21 protein-coding genes and 1 pseudogene are annotated in these 23,243 nt (G+C 60.1%); 9 read left to right on the forward strand and 13 right to left on the reverse strand.

The window, feature by feature from the left end:
- The 3 genes from ACQKP2_RS25965 to glnK all read right to left on the reverse strand — a co-directional run.
- Nucleotides 1-259: YjbQ family protein (locus ACQKP2_RS25965; protein ID WP_427580653.1), on the reverse strand; the 259-nt coding region annotated here is incomplete at its 3' end.
- Between the two features lie 203 nt (nucleotides 260-462).
- Nucleotides 463-1,800: an ammonium transporter gene (locus ACQKP2_RS25970; protein WP_427580655.1), complete on the reverse strand. Its 1,338-nt coding sequence runs from the start codon at nucleotides 1,798-1,800 to the stop codon at nucleotides 463-465.
- A 35-nt stretch (nucleotides 1,801-1,835) separates the two neighbouring features.
- On the reverse strand, nucleotides 1,836-2,174 hold the full coding sequence (glnK, locus tag ACQKP2_RS25975; protein ID WP_002555808.1) for a P-II family nitrogen regulator: 339 nt from the start codon (nucleotides 2,172-2,174) through the stop codon (nucleotides 1,836-1,838).
- Between the two features lie 419 nt (nucleotides 2,175-2,593).
- Between glnK and ACQKP2_RS25980 the strand changes: the two genes are divergently transcribed.
- Together ACQKP2_RS25980 and ACQKP2_RS25985 are read left to right on the forward strand one after the other, a co-directional pair.
- Nucleotides 2,594-2,863, forward strand: coding sequence for an accessory factor UbiK family protein (locus ACQKP2_RS25980; protein WP_427580657.1), 270 nt, complete (start codon nucleotides 2,594-2,596; stop codon nucleotides 2,861-2,863).
- 425 nt (nucleotides 2,864-3,288) lie between these two features.
- Nucleotides 3,289-3,807, forward strand: a pseudogene (locus tag ACQKP2_RS25985) (BRO-N domain-containing protein).
- An 11-nt stretch (nucleotides 3,808-3,818) separates the two neighbouring features.
- Here ACQKP2_RS25985 and ACQKP2_RS25990 read toward each other — a convergent pair.
- Complete coding sequence (locus tag ACQKP2_RS25990; protein WP_427580687.1) at nucleotides 3,819-4,043, reverse strand: HigA family addiction module antitoxin; 225 nt, start codon at nucleotides 4,041-4,043, stop codon at nucleotides 3,819-3,821.
- A 231-nt stretch (nucleotides 4,044-4,274) separates the two neighbouring features.
- Here ACQKP2_RS25990 and ACQKP2_RS25995 point away from each other — a divergent pair, with 231 nt between their 5' ends.
- The 3 genes from ACQKP2_RS25995 to ACQKP2_RS26005 all read left to right on the forward strand — a co-directional run bounded on the left by ACQKP2_RS25995 (nucleotide 4,275) and on the right by ACQKP2_RS26005 (nucleotide 6,742).
- Nucleotides 4,275-4,811 carry an N-acetyltransferase gene (locus tag ACQKP2_RS25995; protein ID WP_427580659.1) on the forward strand — a complete coding sequence of 179 codons (537 nt, stop codon included), beginning with the start codon at nucleotides 4,275-4,277 and terminating at the stop codon, nucleotides 4,809-4,811.
- A gap of 22 nt (nucleotides 4,812-4,833) precedes the next feature.
- Nucleotides 4,834-5,004, forward strand: a complete 171-nt coding sequence (locus ACQKP2_RS26000; RefSeq protein ID WP_427580661.1) for a hypothetical protein — start codon at nucleotides 4,834-4,836, stop codon at nucleotides 5,002-5,004.
- A gap of 244 nt (nucleotides 5,005-5,248) precedes the next feature.
- Nucleotides 5,249-6,742: a YifB family Mg chelatase-like AAA ATPase gene (locus ACQKP2_RS26005; protein WP_427580663.1), complete on the forward strand. Its 1,494-nt coding sequence runs from the start codon at nucleotides 5,249-5,251 to the stop codon at nucleotides 6,740-6,742.
- A 103-nt stretch (nucleotides 6,743-6,845) separates the two neighbouring features.
- Here the strand turns inward: ACQKP2_RS26005 and ACQKP2_RS26010 are convergent, their stop codons facing one another.
- Nucleotides 6,846-8,822: a methyl-accepting chemotaxis protein gene (locus ACQKP2_RS26010; protein ID WP_427580665.1), complete on the reverse strand. Its 1,977-nt coding sequence runs from the start codon at nucleotides 8,820-8,822 to the stop codon at nucleotides 6,846-6,848.
- Between the two features lie 186 nt (nucleotides 8,823-9,008).
- A complete protein-coding gene (locus ACQKP2_RS26015) occupies nucleotides 9,009-9,929 on the reverse strand; it encodes a LysR substrate-binding domain-containing protein (protein WP_427580667.1) in 921 nt (306 codons plus the stop codon).
- A gap of 158 nt (nucleotides 9,930-10,087) precedes the next feature.
- Between ACQKP2_RS26015 and ACQKP2_RS26020 the strand changes: the two genes are divergently transcribed.
- Nucleotides 10,088-11,476 (forward strand): NorM family multidrug efflux MATE transporter, encoded by a 1,389-nt coding sequence (locus ACQKP2_RS26020; RefSeq protein WP_427580669.1) that lies wholly within the window; start codon nucleotides 10,088-10,090, stop codon nucleotides 11,474-11,476.
- Between the two features lie 106 nt (nucleotides 11,477-11,582).
- Here the strand turns inward: ACQKP2_RS26020 and ACQKP2_RS26025 are convergent, their stop codons facing one another.
- On the reverse strand, nucleotides 11,583-13,256 hold the full coding sequence (locus ACQKP2_RS26025; protein ID WP_427580671.1) for a putative bifunctional diguanylate cyclase/phosphodiesterase: 1,674 nt from the start codon (nucleotides 13,254-13,256) through the stop codon (nucleotides 11,583-11,585).
- Between the two features lie 264 nt (nucleotides 13,257-13,520).
- Here ACQKP2_RS26025 and rep point away from each other — a divergent pair, with 264 nt between their 5' ends.
- Entirely contained in the window at nucleotides 13,521-15,530 is a 2,010-nt protein-coding gene (gene rep, locus ACQKP2_RS26030; protein WP_427580673.1) for a DNA helicase Rep, read from the forward strand.
- A 58-nt stretch (nucleotides 15,531-15,588) separates the two neighbouring features.
- Complete coding sequence (locus tag ACQKP2_RS26035; RefSeq protein WP_223490427.1) at nucleotides 15,589-16,161, forward strand: xanthine phosphoribosyltransferase; 573 nt, start codon at nucleotides 15,589-15,591, stop codon at nucleotides 16,159-16,161.
- Between the two features lie 115 nt (nucleotides 16,162-16,276).
- Here ACQKP2_RS26035 and ACQKP2_RS26040 read toward each other — a convergent pair whose 3' ends face one another.
- From ACQKP2_RS26040 to dadA, 6 genes are all read right to left on the reverse strand, one after another.
- Nucleotides 16,277-18,199 (reverse strand): acetyl-CoA hydrolase/transferase C-terminal domain-containing protein, encoded by a 1,923-nt coding sequence (locus ACQKP2_RS26040; RefSeq protein WP_427580675.1) that lies wholly within the window; start codon nucleotides 18,197-18,199, stop codon nucleotides 16,277-16,279.
- Between the two features lie 254 nt (nucleotides 18,200-18,453).
- A complete protein-coding gene (locus ACQKP2_RS26045; RefSeq protein WP_427580689.1) occupies nucleotides 18,454-18,867 on the reverse strand; it encodes a c-type cytochrome in 414 nt (137 codons plus the stop codon).
- 182 nt (nucleotides 18,868-19,049) lie between these two features.
- Nucleotides 19,050-19,598: a cupin domain-containing protein gene (locus ACQKP2_RS26050; protein ID WP_427580677.1), complete on the reverse strand. Its 549-nt coding sequence runs from the start codon at nucleotides 19,596-19,598 to the stop codon at nucleotides 19,050-19,052.
- A 128-nt stretch (nucleotides 19,599-19,726) separates the two neighbouring features.
- Nucleotides 19,727-20,800, reverse strand: a complete 1,074-nt coding sequence (alr, locus tag ACQKP2_RS26055; protein ID WP_427580679.1) for an alanine racemase — start codon at nucleotides 20,798-20,800, stop codon at nucleotides 19,727-19,729.
- An 89-nt stretch (nucleotides 20,801-20,889) separates the two neighbouring features.
- The gene (locus tag ACQKP2_RS26060; protein WP_427580681.1) at nucleotides 20,890-21,243 is read right to left on the reverse strand and encodes a RidA family protein; all 354 of its coding nucleotides are present in this window, start codon (nucleotides 21,241-21,243) and stop codon (nucleotides 20,890-20,892) included.
- Nucleotides 21,215-22,519: a D-amino acid dehydrogenase gene (gene dadA / locus ACQKP2_RS26065; RefSeq protein WP_427580683.1), complete on the reverse strand. Its 1,305-nt coding sequence runs from the start codon at nucleotides 22,517-22,519 to the stop codon at nucleotides 21,215-21,217. The genes ACQKP2_RS26060 and dadA overlap by 29 nt, the downstream gene beginning before the upstream one ends.
- 157 nt (nucleotides 22,520-22,676) lie before the next feature.
- Between dadA and ACQKP2_RS26070 the strand changes: the two genes are divergently transcribed.
- The gene (locus ACQKP2_RS26070; RefSeq protein WP_427580685.1) at nucleotides 22,677-23,165 is read left to right on the forward strand and encodes an Lrp/AsnC ligand binding domain-containing protein; all 489 of its coding nucleotides are present in this window, start codon (nucleotides 22,677-22,679) and stop codon (nucleotides 23,163-23,165) included.
- Nucleotides 23,166-23,243: the final 78 nt, after the last annotated feature.

Genomic DNA, 23,243 nt, shown 5'->3' on the forward strand with positions numbered 1-23,243 from the left:
TGGAATACGCACCCGCCCCGCCGTTCCAGGCCGGCAGCCCGGAAACGGCGCCAGCCCATATCCTGGAGGAGGCCCGCAAACGCGCCGCCGGATCGGCGTTCTCGTTGATGGTCAACGACGCCGAGGTATGCTGTAGCCACAAATGCAACAGACCAACCCGACATGCCTTGAGTTCAGGCAGGCCGGCGAGTAACTCGTCCGTTACCAGATGAAAGCCCCGGGGCCTTGCCCGCAGGGTTATCAGAGTCTGCTGCCACATACAGTTCTCCGCACGTTCGGGGCGCATTCTAGCGCGCTCAGGGAAAAAACAAAGGCCCTAATATTCCTTCCTTCGCGTAAGCCTGTGGCCGTACAAAAACGCGCTCGAAAAGCTGCAAGAAAAAACCTTTCAGCTGTACTTGCGTACTAAATCGCAGGCAAAAAAATGCCCGGCAAGCCGGGCAAGTTTTTACATGCGCGTGCTTACAAGTTGTAGCCGCGTTCGTTATGAAGTGCCAGATCGATACCCACCGATTCTTCTTCGTCGGTGATACGCAAGCCCATGACAGCATCCAGGACCTTGAGGATGACGAAGGTAGCGATCGCGGTGTAGATCACGGTGAAGCCCACGCCTTTGCATTGAATCCAGACTTGCGCGGCGATGTCGGTCACGGTGCCGAATCCACCCAGCGACGGTGCAGCGAATACACCGGTCAGAATCGCACCGAGAATACCGCCGATACCGTGCACGCCGAAGGCGTCCAGGGAGTCGTCATACCCGAGTTTGCGTTTCAGCGTCGTGGCGCAGAAGAAGCACACCACACCGGCTGCCAGACCGATCACCAAAGCCCCCATCGGGCCTACGGTGCCTGCGGCCGGAGTAATCGCGACCAGACCAGCGACCACGCCCGAAGCGATGCCCAGTGCGCTTGGTTTACCGTGGGTGATCCATTCGGCGAACATCCAGCCCAGTGCGGCAGCGGCCGTTGCAATCTGGGTCACCAGCATCGCCATGCCGGCGGTGCCATTGGCTGCTGCGGCAGAACCTGCGTTGAAGCCGAACCAGCCGATCCACAGCATGGCGGCACCCATGAGGGTGTAACCGAGGTTGTGCGGAGCCATCGGCGTGGTCGGGAAACCTTTGCGCTTGCCCAGCACCAGGCAGGCCACCAGACCGGCCACACCGGCGTTGATGTGCACCACGGTGCCACCGGCGAAATCGAGCACGCCCCAGTCCCACAACAGGCCGCCGTTACCGGACCAGACCATGTGTGCAATCGGCGCATAAACCAGGGTGAACCAGATGCCCATGAATACCAGCATCGCAGAGAACTTCATGCGCTCGGCGAAGGCACCGACGATCAGCGCAGGGGTGATAATGGCGAAGGTCATCTGGAAGGTGACGAACACTGCTTCAGGGAACAGCGCCGCAGGCCCGGTCAGGCTGGCTGGAGTAATGCCGGCGAGAAACGCCTTGCCCATGCCGCCTACGAACGAGTTGAAATTGACGACACCCTGCTGCATGCCGGTGGTGTCGAACGCGATGCTGTAGCCATAAATGACCCACAGGACGCTGATCAGACCGGTAATGGCGAAGCACTGCATCATCACGGAAAGAATGTTTTTCGACCGAACCATGCCGCCGTAGAACAGCGCGAGGCCGGGAATGGTCATGAACAGCACAAGGGCTGTGGAGGTCAACATCCAGGCGGTATCGCCGGAATTGAGGACCGGGGCCGCCACTTCGTCTGCCGCCAAGGCCAGGCCGGGCATTACGAGGGACAACAGGGCTCCTAGCCCTGCGAATTTACGCAGAGTCATATTGTTTTCTCCTGGGGCGTTGGGTTTGTGGCGGCTTAGATTGCGTCGGTATCGGTTTCGCCGGTACGGATGCGAATCGCCTGCTCCAGATTGACCACGAAGATCTTGCCGTCACCGATCTTGCCGGTGTTGGCAGCCTTGGTTATCGCTTCGATAACCCGGTCCAGATCCTTGTCGTCGATGGCGACATCAATCTTCACCTTTGGCAGGAAGTCGACCACGTACTCCGCGCCGCGATACAGCTCGGTGTGACCCTTCTGACGACCGAAGCCTTTGACTTCAGTAACGGTAATGCCCTGCACGCCGATCTCGGACAACGACTCGCGCACGTCGTCCAACTTGAACGGCTTGATGATGGCAGTGACTAGCTTCATGAAAACTCTCTCCCGAATTGGTGGACTTGCCCCAGGAAAACAAACCCGTCTCAAGTCTATGCGCAGTGCCTGGCTTTGTAACGCATCGTCAGCCTTACCTGCCCGTCCGACGCCAGTTAACCGCTCCTTGCGAAACGCTCCCCCGTCTCGCCTGGCGCACTGCATTCGTCACAGCGACTGCATCAGTGCATGGGTCATGAGGGTCTAAGCAGAAAGCTTGCCATCTCCACAAATATCACTGTTTTCAAGCCCTTACCGACTGATCGCCGCCACTTCGCAACAACTGCCGGCGCGTTACGCACAACAACGGTGCGACGCCGTCCCTGTACATGCTCAAAAAGCGTGCATCCATGGCCCGGGAAATTGACGATAGACACCACGTGATACACTGCCCGTCATCGTCATCAGGACACTTCCCCATGCTCGCGCCCAAAGACTTCCTCGACGCCCTGAGCGGCACCGCCTCGCGCCTCTTCAGCGGCGACACTCCCCTGCCCAAAGCCGAAATCGAAAGCCAGTTCAAAATGCTGCTGCAAAGCGCCTTCAGCAAACTGGACCTGGTGAGTCGGGAAGAGTTTGATAGTCAGATGGTGGTGTTGGCACGCACTCGGGCACGCCTGGAGGCACTTGAGGCGAAGGTGGCGGAAATGGAAGCAAAACTGAACCCGCCAGCAGAATCGAGCGACTGATCGTTCCCACGCTCTGCGTGGGAACGCCGCCTGGGACGCTCCGCGTTCCGTTCTGAAGTGACGCAGAGCGTCACAGGATGCATTCCCACGCGGGAGCGTGGGAACGATCATTCAGCGCTATTTACAGGCAACGTCCTACTAACATCACACCGCCGTCCGATTGCGTCGCAAAGCCTCCAGTTTTTATGCTCATTCCCTGCTGAATGTTCAGCACCGGGTTTGGCGACTTGGACAGCATGTGACGCAACGCAACCACTTTTGATATAGGGCATTGTCCTTTTCGAATTATGGCGGCTGGGCGTGGGAGACCTTCGGGTCTGCCGGTTTTTCGCATGCACCGGTTCGCCAACCCGCGCACAGCTGCCACCCTTATCGTTTGGCGACGATCAGCGGCAGTTTCCTTCATGCGATTTGGGTACTGCTCTATGGACGATAACTATTGAACTCCTCACGTCTTCACCCGCCACAAACTCCACCTCCACGCCCTACTCCTGCAAAACCAACCCTGGTTCTGCGCCCGCGACCTGGGCCGACTGCTACACATCTACCTCAACGAACGCCTCCTGCGAAAACTCGATCCCGACCAACACCAAACCACCAAAACCCTCGTCCACGGCCGCATCGAAAACACCCTGCTGATCAGCGAATCCGGTGTCTACGCCCTGCTCGTCTACCACTACTGCCCCGAATACCGCGCCTTGCGCGAATGGCTGACCCACGAAGTCGTCCCGGTCCTGCGCGACGCCCAAAACCCCATCACAACCGAACGCCCACAACTGAGCCGGCTTGATTGGCCAGAGATGTCGTTGAGTTTGTTGCACTGGAATAACCAACCGTGGATTCGGTTGCAGGATGTGCCGCACATGCTCACAGAGCGAGAGCAGGCAAGACGACCGATGCCCCCGTGGTGGAAGCGCGCCTCACGAGTCTTGCAGTCGCTTTGAATACGTAACGTTCAACCACGCTCGGTCTGGGCTGAACGCAAATCGAAGGTCAATTGCAGATTCAGCCAGAACTCAGGCGCGGTGTTCAGATGAATGGCTAGCTTCTGCGCCAGACCTGCACTGAGACCACGCTGCTGACTTACAAAATCATTCATTTCCGCCTCAGGCTCGTTCAGCGAACGAGCCATAGCCTCGATTGTCATGCCCAGCGGCTTTAAAAACTCTTCGCTGAGGATTTAACCAGGATGAATCAGGCGCATTCCATTTCTGTTCATTCACGTTTCCTGCGTCTGCATTCAGCGAGATCATAAGCAGCAACCGTCATCCGGCAAGACCAGCCACACTCTTTCGCCGACATCCTTCATCTATCCAGGCACAGTCCTACAAGAATCAACTCTCCGGCCTGATTTATCAGCCCGGACCCTTTTCTTTACGCTTTTCGCCTTGTTATTCGATAGACGCTAGCAATGAGAAGATTAGGGAAAGGTACGGACCTCCGTAACCAGACATTCAAATCGGACGCACGGAAGCTTGCCTACAGAGCATTTATTAAGAAAATCGCACCTTTCGCGTTAAACGTAGACGCATCAAATGTCAGCCTTGAGCCAATTACCGCAGCAGCGATTGAGAAATGTCATTTATGGAAAGGAGGAGTAATTTACCCGTGGACTGACATCCCCGATTGGAAGCGCAAAGATGCCAAGGGTTTGGATTTGGCAATTTGGTATGAGCAGAATCTGTGTGGCTTGTGCTATGCAACACCGCGAAGAAGTGCTATCTGCCTCAAAGTAGTTCTATTGCAGGGAGATCCAGACAAATCTCATCCGCTTCGTGGGTTGATTGCTCCAATCGCTGTACTGGCAGCGGATTTCTACGCGCGTATGCTTGGGTGCAGAGAGATCGAAATCCAGGATCCAGATCCGAACGTTATTTTTTACTATCGAGATCTCGGGTTCGACTATGACCAAGGCAACCGCCTTGTCATGTACTTGAGCGATCAATAACGTCAAATCGCAGGTGGTGCTTATGAGTCCTAAAAAGCGAAAAGCGAAGCTGCTACAAATTGTTGAGTACCACGCAGAAGCGCGTCGCTTAGCCGGATATTTGTCGGCCAATCAACGACGCATAATTGAAGTCGCTATCGCGCGTGGCAAAGAACTTGAACCTTCCGGCCTGCTAGCCGGCAAAAGGGCCTGAATCCGTCCCCAAAAAACACCTGATTGATTCGTGTAGGAGCGAGTTTACTCGCGATTGACATTAACGATAACGCGGGGTTTCTGGCTCAACGTGTCGCCTTCGAATCCATCGCGAGCAGGCTCGCTCCTACAGTCAGCAACATCCCGCGAAAGTTTGCCCCCACCATCGCCCCGCAAAATCCCCACCTCGCGCCTACCCTTGAAAAGCCCGCAGGAAGCGGCCCCGTACAACTCAAGGAACGACCATGGCCCTCTCAATCGTCCACAGCCGCGCCCAGATTGGCGTGGAGGCACCCGCCGTCACCGTTGAAGTTCATCTGGCCAATGGCTTGCCGTCGCTGACGATGGTCGGCTTGCCTGAAGCGGCGGTGAAAGAGAGCAAGGATCGGGTGCGTAGCGCGATCATCAACTCAGGCCTGCAGTTTCCGGCACGACGGATCACGTTGAATCTGGCCCCGGCGGATCTGCCCAAGGATGGCGGGCGATTCGATCTGGCGATTGCCCTGGGGATTCTTTCGGCCAGCGTGCAGGTGCCCACGTTGACGCTCGATGACGTGGAATGTCTGGGGGAGTTGGCGTTGTCGGGGGCCGTGCGGGCAGTCCGTGGGGTGTTGCCGGCGGCGTTGGCGGCGCGCAAGGCCGGGCGCTGGTTGATGGTGCCGCGGGCGAATGCCGAGGAAGCCTGCCTGGCCTCAGGTTTGAAGGTGATCGCGGTGGATCACTTGCTGGAGGCCGTCGCGCATTTCAATGGCCATACCCCCATCGAGCCCTATGTTTCCGATGGCTTGCTCTACGCCAGCAAGCCCTACCCCGACTTGAAGGAGGTGCAGGGACAACAGGCGGCCAAACGGGCGCTGTTGATCGCTGCGGCGGGCGCTCACAACCTGTTGTTCAGCGGACCGCCGGGAACGGGAAAGACACTGTTGGCCAGTCGCCTGCCGGGGCTGCTGCCGCCCCTGGCTGAAAGCGAAGCGCTGGAGGTGGCGGCGATTCAGTCGGTCACCAGTTGCGTGCCATTGAGCCATTGGCCGCAGCGGCCGTTCCGCCAGCCTCATCACTCCGCATCCGGCCCCGCGCTGGTGGGAGGCGGCTCGAAACCACAGCCCGGTGAAATCACCCTCGCCCATCATGGCGTCCTGTTCCTGGATGAACTCCCGGAGTTTGATCGCAAGGTCCTGGAGGTGCTGCGCGAACCGCTGGAATCGGGGCACATCGTGATCTCCCGGGCCAAGGATCGCGTGCGATTTCCGGCGCGTTTTCAACTGGTCGCGGCCATGAATCCCTGCCCCTGTGGATATCTTGGCGAGCCGACCGGCAAATGTTCCTGCACGCCGGACATGGTCCAGCGCTACCGCAACAAGCTGTCCGGTCCGCTGCTCGATCGTATCGATCTGCACCTGACGGTTGCCCGGGAAGCCACCGCTTTGAACCCATCGCTCAAGCCGGGAGAAGACAGCGCCAGCGCAGCAGCTCGGGTCGCCGAGGCCAGGGAGCGTCAGCAACAGCGCCAGGGCTGCGCCAATGCGTTTCTCGATTTACCGGGGCTGCGGCGGCACTGCAAGTTATCCACAGCCGATGAAAACTGGCTGGAGTCGGCGTGCGAGCGACTGACGTTGTCGCTACGCTCGGCGCATCGACTGCTCAAGGTCGCGCGCACGCTGGCGGACCTCGGGCAGGTTGAGGGAATCACTCGGGAACATCTGGCCGAGGCGTTGCAGTATCGGCCGGCGACTCAATAAGTGCCGGACCGAGTCGTACGCAATCGCGAGCAGGCTCGCTCCCACAGAAGGCGCTGATCATTGTGGGAGCGAGCCTGCTCGCGATGGCTATTTCAAAGGTGCATCAACGAAACCGGTCAACCTCGGACCGCAAATCCGCCGCCAGTTTTTCCAGCTCCCTGGCGGTGACCGCCAGGTTGGACACCACTTCACGCTGCTCGCTGTTGGCCAGTGCGATGCTCTGCAAATTGCTGCTGAGCAAGGTCGCGGTGCTGCTCTGTTCCTGGGTGGCGGTGGTGATGGCTGTGAACTGCTGACCGGCCGAGCGGCTTTGCTCATCGATCCGCGCCAGCGCGGCGGCGACGTTGGCATTGCGCGACAACCCTTCCTTCATCAGCACATTACCTTGCTCCATGGTGCTGATGGCGTTGCCGGTTTCCTGCTGGATGCTTTGGATCATGCTGGAAATCTCGTCGGTGGCCTCGCGCGTGCGGGAGGCCAGGCTGCGGACTTCATCGGCCACCACGGCAAATCCGCGCCCCTGTTCGCCGGCACGGGCGGCCTCAATGGCGGCATTGAGTGCCAACAGGTTCGTCTGCTCGGCAATCGAGGTGATCACGCCAACAATGCCACCAATCTCCTGTGAGCGCTGCCCCAGGGTATTGATGACGGTCGCGGTACTGTTCAAAGCCCCGGCGATTTGCTCCAGCGACGAAGACGCCTCGTCCATTGATGTACGACCGATCCGGGTCTGCTGTGCGTTCTCCTGGGCCAGGCGCTGCGTATTGCCCATGTTGTCGGCAATGTTCAACGAGGTCGCGCTGAACTCCTCCACGGCCCCGGCCATGCTGGTGATCTCGCCCGACTGTTGCTCCATCCCTTCATAAGCGCCACTGGACAGACCGGACAAGGCCTGGGCCCGGCTGTTGACCTCCATCGAGGCATTGCGGATGTGCTCGACCATGGTCGACAACGCTTGGCTCATCTGGTTGAAGGCGCGGGCCAACTGACCGATTTCATCATGACTCGACACACTCAGGCGCACGCTCAAGTCACCGGCGCCCAAGGCTTCGGCCTGACGCACCAGATCACCCAGCGGCGCGAGTTTGCTGCGCAACAGCCACATTGCGGAGCCTACGGCCAGCAACATCGCCAATAGACTACCGATGGCCAGCTGAATTCCGACGCTCCAGGTCACGGCACTGATTTCGGTTTTCGGCATGCTCGCCACCACCGACCACGGCCCGCCTTCGAACGGTACGGCAAGGCTGTAGAACGCTTCGGACGTGTCGCTCCAGAACTGGCCTTTGCCGGGGGGTTTTGCCAGGTTGTTGACCGCCTGGATCGCCTGATCCGGCGCTTGCACACCGGCGATCGGCACCAGCCACTTGCCCTGTTCGTCCAGCAACGCCAGAGAACCGGTCTGACCGATGCGGAAACGCTTGAGGTTGGCGAACTGTGCGTTCTGCGCATCCGTGTAATCGAAGCCTACGAACAGCACGGCAATGACCTTGCCGGCGCTGTCACGCACCGGGGTGTATTGCGTCATGTAAAAGCGTTCGAAGAGCAACGCGCGCCCCACATAGCTCTGTCCCGCCATCAGGCGGGCATAGGCGGGGTTGGCATGATCGAGCATCGTGCCGATGGCGCGGCTGCCATCCTGCTTGCTCAGGGAGGTGCTGACCCGGATGAAGTCCTCGCCGCTGCGCACGAACACCGTCGCCACACCCGCGGTCATCTGCTTGAACTCATCCACTTCCTTGAAGTCGTTATTGAGCACCTCGTTGCCCAGGTGCAGGCCCGGCGTATTCGTGCCCGCGACGACCACCGGCTCATCCGGATGCACGCTCAAACCGGCGCTGAAGCGCTTCTCGAACAACCCGGCCAGGCGTTGGGTGCTCTCACGCAATGAGCCGTGAAAGGTGTTCAGCTGGTCGGCCAGCAGCCGGGCTTCACTGGCCAGGTGCTCCTGGCGGGTGGCGAGGTTGGCCGTGTCCAGCGAGCGCAGTGCGAACAATGTGCTGCCGGTAATGACAATGGCCAGAATCACGGCGAGCGCAAGGCCAAGCTGTGAAGCGATCCGGGCACGGGGTTGAGACATGACAGCTCCTGGCCGAGTGGCCGGATCATCCTGATCACGCCGCACACTCAGCAAAAATTCTAATAATGGGAGGTAGCGTCGAACCTGCACGAAGGTCCCACTTGCACATTCTCGGCGGTGGACGGGAATACTTGAGTAATTGACCGGGATATAGACGATGGCCGCTATTGCAGCAGCTTCATCGATTCAGCTCAGATGAACGACATCCGGCAATTGCATGGCCCGAACTTCGTTTTGCAGGAAGTCGCTGAGCCGACGCATACGCTCGCCACCGGGACGGGTTTTCGGCCAGACCAGGTAATACTTCTCTCCGCTGGCGACCGCCGTGGGCCACGGCAAACTGAGGCGTCCCTGAGCCACATCCTCGGCCACCATCAGCAGATCCCCCATGGACACGCCGTAGCCCCGGGCGGCGGCGATCATGCCCAGCTCCAGTGTGTCGAACACCTGGCCACCTTTGAGCGACACCTGTTCGGACAATCCCATGCGCTCCAGCCAATTGCGCCAGTCACGCCGGTCGGGCGTCGGGTGCAGCAATTCAGTATTGGCCAGGCGTGTGACATCCCACGGTTGATCGCTTCGCAGATTGGGAGCCCCTACCGGGATCAATTCCTCGGGAAACAGGTAACTCGCCTCCCAGTCCGGCGGGAAATGCCCATTGCTCAACAGCACCGCACAGTCGAACGGTTCGTCGTTGAAGTCCACCGAATCGACGTCCATCCAGGCGCTGGTCAATTGCACCTCGTTACCGGGCTGCAAATGGCGGAACCGGCTCAGGCGCGCCAGCAGCCAGCGCATGGTCAGGGTCGACGGGGCCTTCATGCGCAAGATGTCGTCTTCGGCGCGCAATGTATTGCAGGCCCGCTCCAGGGCGGTGAAGCCCTCACGAATCCCCGGCAACAACAACCGGGCCGATTCAGTCAGTTGCAGATGGCGGCCACTGCGATGAAACAGGCGGCAGGCAAAATGCTCTTCGAGGGTACGAATATGCCGGCTGACCGCACTTTGTGTAATGGAAAGCTCTTCGGCGGCACGGGTGAACGAGCTGTGTCGCGCCGCCGCTTCGAATGCGCGCAGGGCATACAAGGGAGGAAGACGACGTGACATGGGGAAAGCTCCTGCGACGGGATTTACGCACCCTACCAGAAACTCGCCAGCATGAGTTTGAATCATGCTTTCCATCCTTATTATCCCTTTGTGCAAACCCCGCAGAGCGCCGAGAATCGACGCTTTCCTGTTCCTTCTGATATTCGGGCGTGATGACCATGCAGCATCCAGCACGTATTGAACTTCGAGCCATCCTGCGGCTGGCGGGGCCGTTGATTGCCTCGCAGCTGGCGCACATGCTCATGGTCCTGACCGATACCTTGATGATGGCCCGCCTGAGCCCCGAGGCGCTGGCCGGGGGCGGTCTGGGGGCGGCGAGCTATTCGTTCGTGTCGATTTTCTGCATCGGCGTGATCGCGGCGGTCGGCACCCTGGTGGCGATCCGCCAGGGCGCAGGCGATATTCTCGGTGCGGCCAAGCTGACTCAGGCCGGAGTGTGGCTGGCCTGGTTGATGGCGCTGGGTGGGGGACTGTTGTTGTGGAACCTCAAACCGGTCCTGCTGATGTTCGGACAGACCGAAAGCAGCGTCCGGGCAGCCGGGCAGTTTCTGGTGTTCCTGCCCTTCGCCCTGCCCGGCTACCTGAGCTTCATGGCCTTGCGCGGGTTCACCAGCGCCATCGGCCGTGCAACGCCGGTGATGGTCATCAGCCTGGGCGGCACAGTGGCCAACTTCCTGCTCAACTACGCATTGATCACCGGCATGTTCGGCCTGCCGAAACTGGGCCTTATGGGCATCGGCCTCGTCACCGCCATCGTGGCCAATCTCATGGCGCTGGCGCTGGCGTGGCACATTCGCCGGCACCCGGCCTACGACGCCTATCCGCTGCGCCAGGGGCTGCTGCGCCTGAACCGGCAATACCTGAAGGAACTTTGGCGCCTGGGGTTGCCGATTGGCGGCACCTATGCGGTGGAAGTCGGGCTGTTTGCGTTCGCCGCGCTGTGCATGGGCACCATGGGCAGTACGCAACTGGCGGCGCATCAGATCGCCCTGCAAATCGTTTCGGTAGCGTTCATGGTCCCGGCCGGGATTTCCTATGCGATCACCATGCGCATCGGCCAGCACTATGGCGCCGGGCAACTGCTGGATGCACGCCTGGCCGGCAGGGTCGGCATCGCCTTCGGCGCGGCGGCGATGCTGTGCTTTGCCATGGTGTTCTGGCTGCTGCCGGACCAGTTGGTCGGTCTTTTCCTGGACCACAACGACCCGGCGTTCCGCGACGTGATCAATCTGGCCGTGAGCCTGCTGGCGGTGGCGGCGTGGTTCGAGTTGTTCGACGGTACCCAAACCATCGCGATGGGCTGCATTCGCGGGCTCAAGGATGCCAAGACCACCTTCCTGGTGGGTCTGGGATGCTATTGGCTGATTGGTGCGCCGGCGGCATGGTGGATGGCGTTCCACCTGCATTGGGGACCGACAGGTGTCTGGTGGGGGCTGGCACTTGGGTTGGCGTGCTCGGCAGTCAGCCTGACGCTGGCGTTTGAGTGGAAGATGAAGCGGATGATCAAGCGCGAGCCGGCCTCTGCACAACGCTTCGAGATCGCGTAATCCTTGTAGGAGCGAGGCTTGCCCGCGAAGACGGTGTATCGGTCAACATTGATGGCGACTGATACACCGCCTTCGCGGGCAAGCCTCGCTCCTACGGATTTGGCATTTAGACGACGACTTCCAGCATCGGCTGCTGGTTGCTGCCCAATGTCAGGTATTCCACCAGTTCAGGCAGCGCCAGCGGCTTGCTGATCAGATAACCCTGCACCTGATCGCACTCGAACCCGCGCAACAGTTCCAGTTGTTCCGGCGTCTCCACCCCTTCGGCAACCACTTCGAGGTTGAGGTTGTGCGCCAGGTTGATCATTGCGTGAACCAGTTTGCGGTTTTCCTCCCGCTGTTCCATGCCACCGACAAAGCTCTTGTCGATCTTCAGCAAGGTGATCGGCAGGCTGTTGAGATGCACGAACGACGAGAATCCGGTTCCGAAGTCGTCGAGTGAGAAGCGCACGCCCAGGCGCCCGAGGGCATCCATGGTCTGCTTGACCAGATCACTGCGGCGCATGACCGCGGTTTCGGTCAGCTCGAACTCCAGCCACTGTGCCTCGACACCGCGCTCGGCAATCAACCGGCTCAAGGTCGAGAGCAGCTGGCTGTCCTGGAACTGGCGGAACGACAGGTTGATCGCCATGTGCAGCGGTGGCAGGCCGCGCTCGCGCAATGCCTGCATGTCACGCAGGGCCCGGGAAATCACCCAGTAGCCCAACGGCACGATCAGGCCGCTCTGCTCGGCCAGTGGCACGAATTCGCTCGGCGGAAGCAAGCCACGCTCGCCATGGCGCCAGCGCACCAATGCTTCGAGGCCGACAATCTCACCGTCGTCCAGATTCAGTCGTGGCTGGTAATGCAGTTCCAGCTCGTCGCGGCGCAATGCCCGGCGCAGCTCGCTTTCCAGGTCGGCAATGCTGCGGGCGTTACGGTTGATGCGCTCGTTGAATATGTGGAAGGTGCACCCCTGGGTGCTCTTGGCCTGCTGCATGGCAATGTGCGCATGCCACATCAGCGGGTCGGCACCCGCCTGGGCGCGCGCGTAGGCGATGCCCAGGCTGGAGCCGATCAACAGGCTTTCGCCATCGATCCAATAGGGCTCGGCCAGCGCTTCGGTGATGCGCTCGGCCATCCATTCGGCGCGCTGGGGCGCACGACGGGTGTCGATCAATAGCGCGAACTCGTCGCTGCCCAGCCGCGCCAGCTGGTCGCCGGCCTCCAGCTGACTCTTGAGCCGTGCAACCACTTGCAGGATCAGACGGTCGCCGGCCTGGTGGCCCAAGGCATCGTTGGCATGACGGAAATTGTCCAGATCAAGGTGACCCAGCGCCAGGCCACGCCCTTCGTTTTCAGCCAGGCGCGCCGCCAGCAGGGTCTGGAAGCCTTGTCGATTGGCGATGCCGGTCAGCGGATCCTGTTCGGCGAGGCGCTGCAGGGTGTTTTCCAGCACGCCGCGCTCACGCACATGACGCAGGCAACGACGCAACATGCCGGAATCGAGATGCTCGCGCACCAGCCAGTCGCTTACACCATCGGGCGGAATCTGGGGCTCGTGCTCGAGCAGCAGCACCGTCGGCAAACAGCAACGGCCCGGCGCCGGCTGAAGAGCCGGTATGGTCAATAACACCGCGCTGCGGTTGTCATCGAACAGACTGCTGACCGACTCCCAGTTCGGCGCGCTGATGAGCACGACCGAACTTCCCATCGGAGCCAGACACTCGCGCAATAACGCCGCCCACGCCGACTCTTCAGCCAGTAGCAGCAACCGCAAGGGTTCGACAGGCGTAGACAAGCTAGCTCCCTAGATTCTGCAAAGATGTAGGCGACGGGCATTATGCCGTTCCGATAACCAATCACCAATGGCATCAGCTATCAAACGAGGCCTTTGTATCCGGAATTACGAACACTCGACTCAAACTCGTTGCGCATCCTGCGTGAAAGTATCAAAAGCGGCAATCAGAGATCGCGTTGTACGTCACAAGTCGGACAGAGCAGCACAATTCGCCAAGCCTGTTAAAATGCCGGCCCATTTCGTGACTGACCCCTGAATTTAGCTATGTCCCGACTCAATCCCCGGCAGCAGGAAGCCGTGAGCTACGTCGGCGGCCCTCTTTTGGTGCTCGCCGGTGCAGGCTCCGGCAAGACCAGCGTGATCACGCGCAAAATTGCCCATCTGATCCAGAACTGTGGCATCCGTGCCCAGTACATCGTCGCCATGACCTTCACCAACAAGGCCGCACGCGAGATGAAGGAACGGGTCGGCACCCTGCTGCGTGCCGGTGAGGGTCGCGGCCTGACGGTCTGCACCTTCCACAACCTTGGCCTGAACATCATCCGCAAGGAACATGTACGACTGGGTTACAAGCCGGGCTTCTCGATCTTTGACGAGACCGACGTCAAGGCCTTGATGACCGACATCATGCAGAAGGAGTACGCAGGCGACGACGGCGTCGACGAGATCAAGAACATGATCGGCGCCTGGAAAAACGACCTGATCCTGCCGGCCCAGGCCCTGGAAAATGCCCGCAACCCCAAGGAGCAGACTGCGGCCATCGTCTACACCCACTATCAGCGCACGCTCAAGGCGTTCAACGCCGTGGACTTCGACGACCTGATCCTGCTGCCGGTGAAGCTGTTCGAAGAGCACGCCGACATTCTGGAAAAATGGCAGAACAAGGTGCGCTACCTGCTGGTGGACGAATACCAGGACACCAACGCCAGCCAGTACCTGCTGGTGAAGATGCTGATCGGCAAACGCAACCAGTTCACCGTGGTGGGTGACGATGACCAGTCGATCTACGCCTGGCGGGGTGCGCGACCGGAAAACCTGATGCTGCTCAAGGAAGACTATCCCTCCTTGAAAGTGGTGATGCTGGAGCAGAATTACCGCTCCACCAGCCGCATCCTGCGCTGCGCCAACGTACTGATTTCCAACAACCCCCACGAATTCGAAAAACAGCTGTGGAGTGAAATGGGCCACGGCGACGAAATCCGCGTGATTCGTTGCCGCAACGAAGACGCCGAAGCCGAGCGCGTGGCCATGGAAATCCTCAGCCTGCACCTGCGAACCGACCGCCCCTACAGTGATTTTGCAATCCTCTACCGCGGCAACTACCAGGCCAAGCTGATCGAATTGAAATTGCAGCACCACCAGGTGCCTTATCGCTTGTCCGGCGGCAGCAGCTTTTTCGGCCGCCAGGAAGTGAAAGACCTGATGGCCTACTTCCGCCTGATCGTGAACCCCGACGACGACAACGCCTTCCTGCGGGTAATCAACGTGCCTCGCCGGGAAATCGGCTCGACCACGCTGGAAAAACTGGGCAACTACGCCACCGAACGCAAGATCTCGATGTACGCCGCCACCGATGAAATCGGCCTGGGCGAGCATCTGGACAGCCGTTTCACCGATCGCCTGGCGCGCTTCAAACGCTTCATGGACAGGGTTCGCGAGCAATGTGCCGGTGAAGACCCGATCTCGGCCTTGCGCAGCATGGTCATGGACATCGACTACGAGAACTGGCTGCGCACCAACAGCTCCAGTGACAAGGCCGCCGATTACCGCATGGGTAACGTCTGGTTCCTGATCGAAGCGCTGAAAAATACGCTGGAAAAGGACGAAGACGGTGAAATGACCGTCGAGGACGCCATCGGCAAACTCGTGTTGCGCGACATGCTCGAACGCCAGCAGGAAGAGGAAGACGGCGCCGAAGGCGTGCAGATGATGACCCTGCATGCCTCCAAGGGCCTGGAGTTTCCCTACGTGTTCATCATGGGCATGGAAGAAGAAATCCTCCCGCACCGCTCCAGCATCGAAGCCGACACCATCGAAGAGGAGCGTCGCCTGGCCTACGTGGGCATTACCCGCGCGCGTCAGACCCTGGCCTTCACCTTCGCCGCCAAGCGCAAGCAATACGGCGAGATCATCGATTGCGCGCCGAGCCGATTCCTGGATGAGCTGCCGCCGGACGATCTGGCCTGGGAAGGCAACGACGACACGCCGACCGAAGTGAAGGCTGTTCGCGGCAACAACGCATTGGCGGATATACGCGCGATGTTAAAGCGCTAGAATTGACCACTTTTCATTTATGACCTTCTGCGCACAGGCGCTATAAGAGGACAGCTTCATGGAAGCTCTGCACAAGAAAATTCGCGAAGAAGGCATCGTGCTTTCCGATCAGGTCCTGAAAGTCGACGCCTTTCTGAACCACCAGATCGACCCGGCCCTGATGAAGCTGATTGGCGACGAATTCGCCACGCTGTTCAAGGATTCGGGCATCACCAAGATCGTCACCATCGAAGCCTCGGGCATCGCGCCGGCGATCATGACCGGCCTGAATCTGGGCGTACCGGTGATTTTCGCGCGCAAGCACCAGTCCCTGACCCTGACCGAAAACCTGCTGTCGGCGACCGTTTACTCGTTCACCAAGCAGACCGAAAGCACCGTGGCGATCTCCCCTCGCCACCTGACCAGCAGCGACCGCGTGTTGATCATCGATGACTTCCTGGCCAACGGTAAGGCGTCCCAGGCGCTGATCTCGATCATCAAGCAGGCCGGCGCCACCGTGGCCGGCCTGGGTATCGTCATCGAGAAGTCCTTCCAGGGCGGCCGCGCCGAGCTGGATGCGCAGGGCTATCGCGTCGAGTCCCTGGCGCGCGTGCAGTCGCTGGCCGGCGGTGTCGTGACCTTCATCGACTAACGCCCCCCTGTGGGAGCGAGCCTGCTCGCGATTGCGTCGTGTCAGTCGATATCTTCCTGACTGATCCACCGCTATCGCGAGCAGGCTCGCTCCCACAGTTGTTTTCGGTTGGCTGTTATGGAGCGGTGGCCTTGAGGCCAGTGAGCAGCAATCGCTGAAACAAATCCTCTTTCAGCCCTTCCGGGCGGGCCAATTGCATCCGCTCCAGGTGCTCAGGAAACGCTGAAGGCTCTGGTGCATCCAGCGCAGCCTTCCCCAGCTCCAGCATCTCGCTCAACTTGAACTTGCTCTTGAGCCAGTTCAGCGCGCGCAACAGATCGCGCTCCACCTCGGTGAAATCGCAGCCCAACGGGTATTCCACGAACATATGCGGATGCCGGCTTCGAATGGCCTGCAAACGCTCGGGCCGGTTGTCGGTGAATCGCGGGTCGAGACGAAAGTCCTTCGGCAATTTGCCGACGTTCTGCGCCTGCTCGATAAGCCCCGCCTGGAAGCGTGAGTCACTGATATTGAGCAGCGCCTGGATCACCGCCGCGTCCGTTTTACCCCGCAGATCGGCAATGCCGTACTCGGTGACTACAATGTCCCGCAGGTGCCGGGGAATCGTGCAGTGGCCGTACTCCCAGACAATGTTCGAACTGACGTCGCCACCCGATTCACGCCAGCTGCGCAGCAGCAAAACCGAACGCGCACCTTGCAGCGCATGCCCCTGCGCCACGAAGTTGTATTGCCCGCCGACACCACTGAGCACGCGTCCGTCTTCGAGCTGATCGGCCACGCCTGCGCCAAGCAGGGTCATGGTGAACGCGGTATTGATGAACCGCGCATCCTGGCGCTGTAAACGCTTGAGCGCTTCCTGGCCGTACAGTTCGTTGATGTAACTGATGCGCGTCATGTTGAATTCAAGCCGCCTGCTTTGCGGCAAGTCGCGCAAACGCGCATAGAAGCTGCGCGGCCCGAGAAAGAAACCTCCGTGCACCGAAATGCCATCGGTTTGCGTGGCTTCGTCGAGGGTTCCCTCGTTCGCTCGCTGCTGGGCCGCTGCGTCCGGGTAAACCTTGCGTCGCACGATCCCGGCGTCGGCGAGCACCAACAGGCCGTTGACGAACATTTCGCTGCACCCGTAAAGGCCCCGGGCAAAAGGGTCCAGGCCGCCTTCGCGCTCGATCAGTTGCGCCCATGGTCCGAGATTCACCTCCGTCAACACCGCCTTGTAGCCGTCGTTATCGCCCTGACGCGCCAGCAATGCCGCTGTCAGCGCATCGCCCATCGCACCGATACCGATCTGCAGGGTGCCGCCATCGCGCACCAGTGCGCTGGCGTGCAAACCGATGAAATGGTCCTGAACACCCACCGGCATGTTCGGCGTGGAGAACAACGTGGTGTCGTCCTTCTGGTCGATCAGCAAGTCGAAGGTGTCGATCCCGACTTCGGCATCACCGGGCATGTACGGCAAATCGCTGTGCACCTGGCCGACCATCAGGATGGTCTCCCCGGCCGCACGGCGGCTGGCGATCATCGGCAGCAGATCGAGGGTGATGTCTGGGTTGCAACTCAGGCTCAAGCGGTCGGGATGGTCTTCATGGCTGGCCAGCAACTGCGCCACCAGATTCAGCCCGGCGGAGTTGATGTCCCGGGCGGCATGGCTGTAGTTGCTGCTGACGTAATCCTGCTGGGCCGCTGCGCTGTCGAGCAGGCTGCCGGGTTGCATGAAAAACTGCTGGATATGGATGTTGCCGGGCAGGTTGTCATGGCGCAGGTCGGCGAGAAAGTCGAGTTCCGGATAATCGCCGAAGACCCGCTCAATGAAGGGTTCAAGGAAACGCTTGTGCAAACCGTCGCCCAACGCGGGGCGTCCCAGGCACAGTGCGGTGTAGATCGTCAGTTGCCGTTGCGGCGATTGCGCGATGCGCCGGTACAGCGCGTTGACGAACTGGTTGGGCTTGCCCAGGCCAAGAGGCAGGCCCAGGTGGATATGCGTCGGCAACCTCGCCAGCACATCATCGACCGCTTGCTCGATAGAACACAGCTGCACCATTGGATCCTCCCTTACATTCCATGATTCGGGTTTGACCGAGCTTGCCGGGTCTTTGCTGCAAAGAACAGCTCGTTAAACCACACAAAAACCCTGTAGGAGCGAGCAAGCTCGCGATGGTCGTCAACGATAACGCTGGCTGCCTGATGCCCCGCAGTGTCCTTGCTTGCATCGCGAGCTTGCTCGCTCCTACAGGGGCGTGGCGAACAGGCACAAAAAAGCCGCTCGAAAGCGGCTTTTTTGTGGAAGTGAACGCCTTACTTGAGGCCGGACATCTTCTGGATTGCACCTTTGAGCTCGGCGTCGGTGCAGTCGGCGCAGGTGCCTTTTGGCGGCATGGAGTTGATGCCGGTGATGGCCTTGGCCAGGATGCCGTCGAGGCCGCCCTGGTGATCGGCACGCTCTTTCCAGGCAGCGGCGTCACCGATTTTTGGCGAACCCAACAGGCCAGTACCATGGCAAGCGTTGCAGTGTTTTGCGATGACTTCGTCAGGGGTTTTGGCAGCGCCTCCACCGGCAGCGGAAGCGACTTCCATGCCCTTGCATTCTTTGCCCTGAACACAGACCTGGCCGACCGGCTCAAGGCGTTTGGCGATGTCGTCGTTGGTCGCAGCTTGAGCGCTGGCAGCCCAGAGGGCCAATACGGTTGCTGGTACGGCCAGCATTTTCATAATTAGGTTCACGCGTTCACCCTCAATGGTGGCTATTCACGCCTGCGGCCACGGTTCGCAGGCGGGCGCAAGTATAGCGGTAAGGCCGCCACACTGAAACAACCCCAAAGACGAAGGGGTTTTACTGCGCTTTGAAAAAACAGTCCGGGTACCTTCGCTGCTATGGCCTGGCGCCTCTTTATCTAGAAATTCGCCGGTGTGGCTGCGCTGATTAGTCGCGCCGGTACATCGAACGGATTCCGGAAACGATGCGGCTTGGTACTTTCAAAGTAGTAGCTATCGCCGGCTTCGAGCACAAATGTTTCAAGCCCGACCACCAACTCCAGTCGCCCTTCAACCAGAATCCCGGTTTCCTCGCCTTCGTGGGTGAGCATTTCCTCACCGGTGTCGGCACCTGGCGGGTAGATTTCAGTCAGGAATGCAATAGCACGGCTCGGGTGAGCCCGGCCGACCAACTTCATGGTCACCGCCCCATCGGAAATGTCGATGAGCTCGTTGGCCTTGTAGACGATCTGGGCCGGTGTTTCCTGCAGGATTTCTTCGGAAAAGAACTCGACCATGGACATGGGAATCCCGCCCAGCACTTTCCTTAACGAACTGATCGAGGGGCTGACGCTGTTCTTCTCGATCATCGAAATGGTGCTGTTGGTGACGCCCGCACGTTTGGCGAGTTCACGCTGGGAAAGGCCTTTGAGCCGACGGATGGATTGCAACCGTTCACCGACGTCCAATGCTGGAGCCTCCAGGATTCAGAATTGTTGAAATAGTGAACGCCATCATGGCGACAGCGTTCAGTATTTACAACACTTTGACCTGAATCCTGTGCAGCGAGGCGACTTCCGGTTCGCCTCGTCCGGTGTCAGCTCCCGGAATAGAGCATCGGCACCCGTCGCAGGTTGCAGAAAATCTGATAAGGAATCGTGCCCGCGGCAATGGCCACGTCACTGGCAAGAATGTTTTTACCCCACAACTCGACGGTCGAGCCGAGGCCGGCCTGCGGGATATCGGTCAGATCGACACACAGCATGTCCATCGACACCCGGCCGATCAGCTGGCTGCGCTGCCCGGCCACCAGCACCGGTGTGCCGGTCGGGGCCAGGCGTGGATAACCGTCGGCATAACCCATCGCCACCACCCCCACGCGCATCGGCTTGGGGGTAATGAACCTGGCGCCGTAACCGATCGGCTCGCCCGCCGGCAATTCCCGCACGCTGATGACTTTCGATTCGAGGGTCATCACCGGTTGCAGGCGCGAAGCCACGTCATTGGGTTCTTCAAAAGGCGTGGCACCGTAGAGCATGATGCCGGGACGCACCCAGTCGCTTTGAATCTGCGGCCAGCCCAATACGGCCGGTGAGTTGCGCAAACTGACCTCGGCAGACAAGCCCTGGCGCGCCGCTTCGAACACCGCGACCTGCTCGGTGCTGGCCTGGCTGCTCAACTCGTCGGCACGGGCGAAGTGGCTCATCAATACGATCTTCGCCACTTTGCCGCTGGCCAGCAGGCGCTGATAGGCCGCCTGATAATCCTTCGGATGCAGGCCCACGCGGTGCATGCCCGAGTCGAGCTTGAGCCAGACCGTGATCGGTTTGCTCAGCGCCGCTTTCTCGATCGCTTCGAGTTGCCACAGCGAGTGCACCACGCACCAGAAATCGTGTTCGACGATCAGCGCCAGCTCATCGGCTTCGAAAAAACCTTCCAGCAACAACACTGGCGCACGAATGCCGGCAGCACGCAGCTCCAGGGCTTCCTCGATGCAGGCCACGGCAAAGCCATCCGCCTCGGCTTCCAGAGCCTGGGCGCAACGCACCGCGCCATGGCCGTAAGCATCGGCCTTGATCACCGCGAGGGCGCGGGCCCCCGTGACTTCACGGGCAAGTTGATAGTTGTGACGCAGGGCTTGAAGGTCGATCAGGGCACGGGCTGGACGCATGGCGGCAGACTTCTGGTCAGTCGGTGGGAATAAAAACCGGCGCTGGCTGACGGCGTGAACGGCCAGCAGCGCCGGGAGAGGGATCTTGCTTATGGCAGAGCGGCTACAACCGACAGCTCGACCAGGATTTGCGGCTCGCACAACTTCGCTTCAACCGTGGCTCGGGCCGGCGCGGTGCCTTTTGGCAGCCACTGGTCCCATACCGCGTTCATGCCATCGAAGTGCGCTTCAATGTCTTTCAGGTAAATCGTCACCGACAGCAAACGGTTTTTGTCAGTCCCGGCCAGATCCAGCAAACGCTCGATGTTGGCCAGGGTCTCACGTGTCTGCTGCTCGATCCCGGCGTTCATGTCATCACCCACCTGACCGGCCAGATACACCGTGCCGTTGTGGGTGACGATCTGACTCATGCGTTCATTGGTGAGCTGGCGCTGGACTGCCATGTTTTGCGGACTCCTGTCGTTTGTCGCCATAACGGGAAATATCGAGGCCTTCGGCGCTGATTTGCGGCTTTTTCTTGGCCATCAGGTCGGCCAGCAGACGGCCGGAACCACAGGCCATGGTCCAACCGAGCGTGCCGTGGCCGGTGTTCAGGAACAGGTTCTTGAACGGTGTGGCACCGACAATCGGAGTGCCGTCCGGCGTGGTTGGGCGCAGGCCCGTCCAGAAACTGGCCTGGGCCAGATCGCCGCCCTGAGGATAGAGGTCGTTGACGATCATCTCCAGGGTTTCGCGGCGACGCGGGTTCAGCGACAGATCGAAACCGGCGATTTCCGCCATGCCGCCGACGCGGATACGGTTGTCGAAACGGGTGATCGCCACCTTGTAGGTTTCGTCCAGGATGGTCGAGGTCGGGGCCATGGCCGAGTTGGTGATCGGCACAGTCAGGGAATAGCCCTTGAGCGGATACACCGGTGCCTTGATCCCCAGCGGCTTGAGCAGTTTCGGCGAATAGCTGCCCAGAGCCAGCACATAACGGTCTGCGGTTTCCAGCTTGCCGTCGATCCACACGCCATTGATGCGATCACCGGCGAAGTCCAGGCGCTGGATATCTTCGCCAAAACGGAATTGCACACCCAGCTTCGCGGCCATCTCGGCGAGCTTGGTGGTGAACATCTGGCAGTCGCCGGTCTGGTCGTTCGGCAGACGCAGGGCACCGGCGAGAATGTTGGTCACGCTGGCCAGGGCCGGTTCCACGCGGGCAATGCCCTCGCGATCGAGCAATTCGAACGGCACGCCGGACTCTTTCAGTACGGCGATGTCTTTCGCGGCGCCATCGAGTTGAGCCTGGGTGCGGAACAGTTGGGTCGTGCCCAGGCTGCGGCCTTCGTAGGCAATGCCGGTTTCGGCGCGCAGTTCGTCGAGGCAGTCACGGCTGTACTCGGACAGGCGGACCATGCGCTCCTTGTTCACCGCGTAACGGCTGGCGGTGCAGTTGCGCAGCATTTGCGCCATCCACAGGTATTGATCGACATCGCCGGTGGCCTTGATTGCCAGCGGTGCGTGGCGCTGCAGCAGCCACTTCATGGCCTTGAGCGGCACGCCCGGTGCAGCCCATGGCGAGGCATAGCCCGGCGACACCTGGCCGGCGTTGGCGAAACTGGTCTCCATGGCAGCAGCCGGCTGCCGGTCGACAACCACCACTTCGAATCCGGCGCGTGCCAGATAGTAAGCACTGGTGACGCCGATGACACCGCTACCCAAGACCATGACGCGCATTTTTGTATCCCTCATCGCGGCTGACCGCTGACGTGTGAAGTTCAGAGCTTTAGATGTGCGCAGTGTAAGAAAGATTGGTCAGTGATTTTCACTATATAAGCGCCTATATTTGGCGACAATTCTCGGCAAAAACCCTTTTCACGGAGGCGCATCCCCTATGCGTACCAACACTCAAACCCGACGCGAACTGGACAAGATCGACCGCAACATCCTGCGGATCCTTCAGGCAGACGGGCGCATCTCTTTTACGGAGCTTGGGGAAAAGGTCGGACTCTCGACGACGCCCTGTACCGAGCGGGTCCGGCGGTTGGAGCGCGAAGGCATCATCATGGGCTACAACGCGCGGCTCAACCCACAGCATCTCAAGGGCAGCCTGCTGGTGTTCGTCGAGATCAGCCTCGATTACAAATCCGGCGATACGTTCGAAGAGTTCCGGCGAGCCGTGCTGAAACTGCCCCACGTGCTGGAGTGTCACCTGGTGTCAGGGGATTTCGACTACCTGGTGAAGGCGCGGATTTCCGAGATGGCCTCGTACCGCAAGTTGCTGGGCGACATCCTGCTCAAGCTGCCCCACGTGCGCGAATCCAAGAGCTACATCGTGATGGAAGAGGTGAAGGAAAGCTTGAGCCTGCCGATTCCGGATTGAGATAGGCAGTGTTTTGTCGGCCCCCATCGCGGGCAAGCCCGCTCCCACAGGTTCAGCGCGATCCCTGTGGGAGCGGGC

Source organism: Pseudomonas sp. NPDC089569 (assembly GCF_050280625.1).
Taxonomy (GTDB): Bacteria; Pseudomonadota; Gammaproteobacteria; order Pseudomonadales; family Pseudomonadaceae; genus Aquipseudomonas.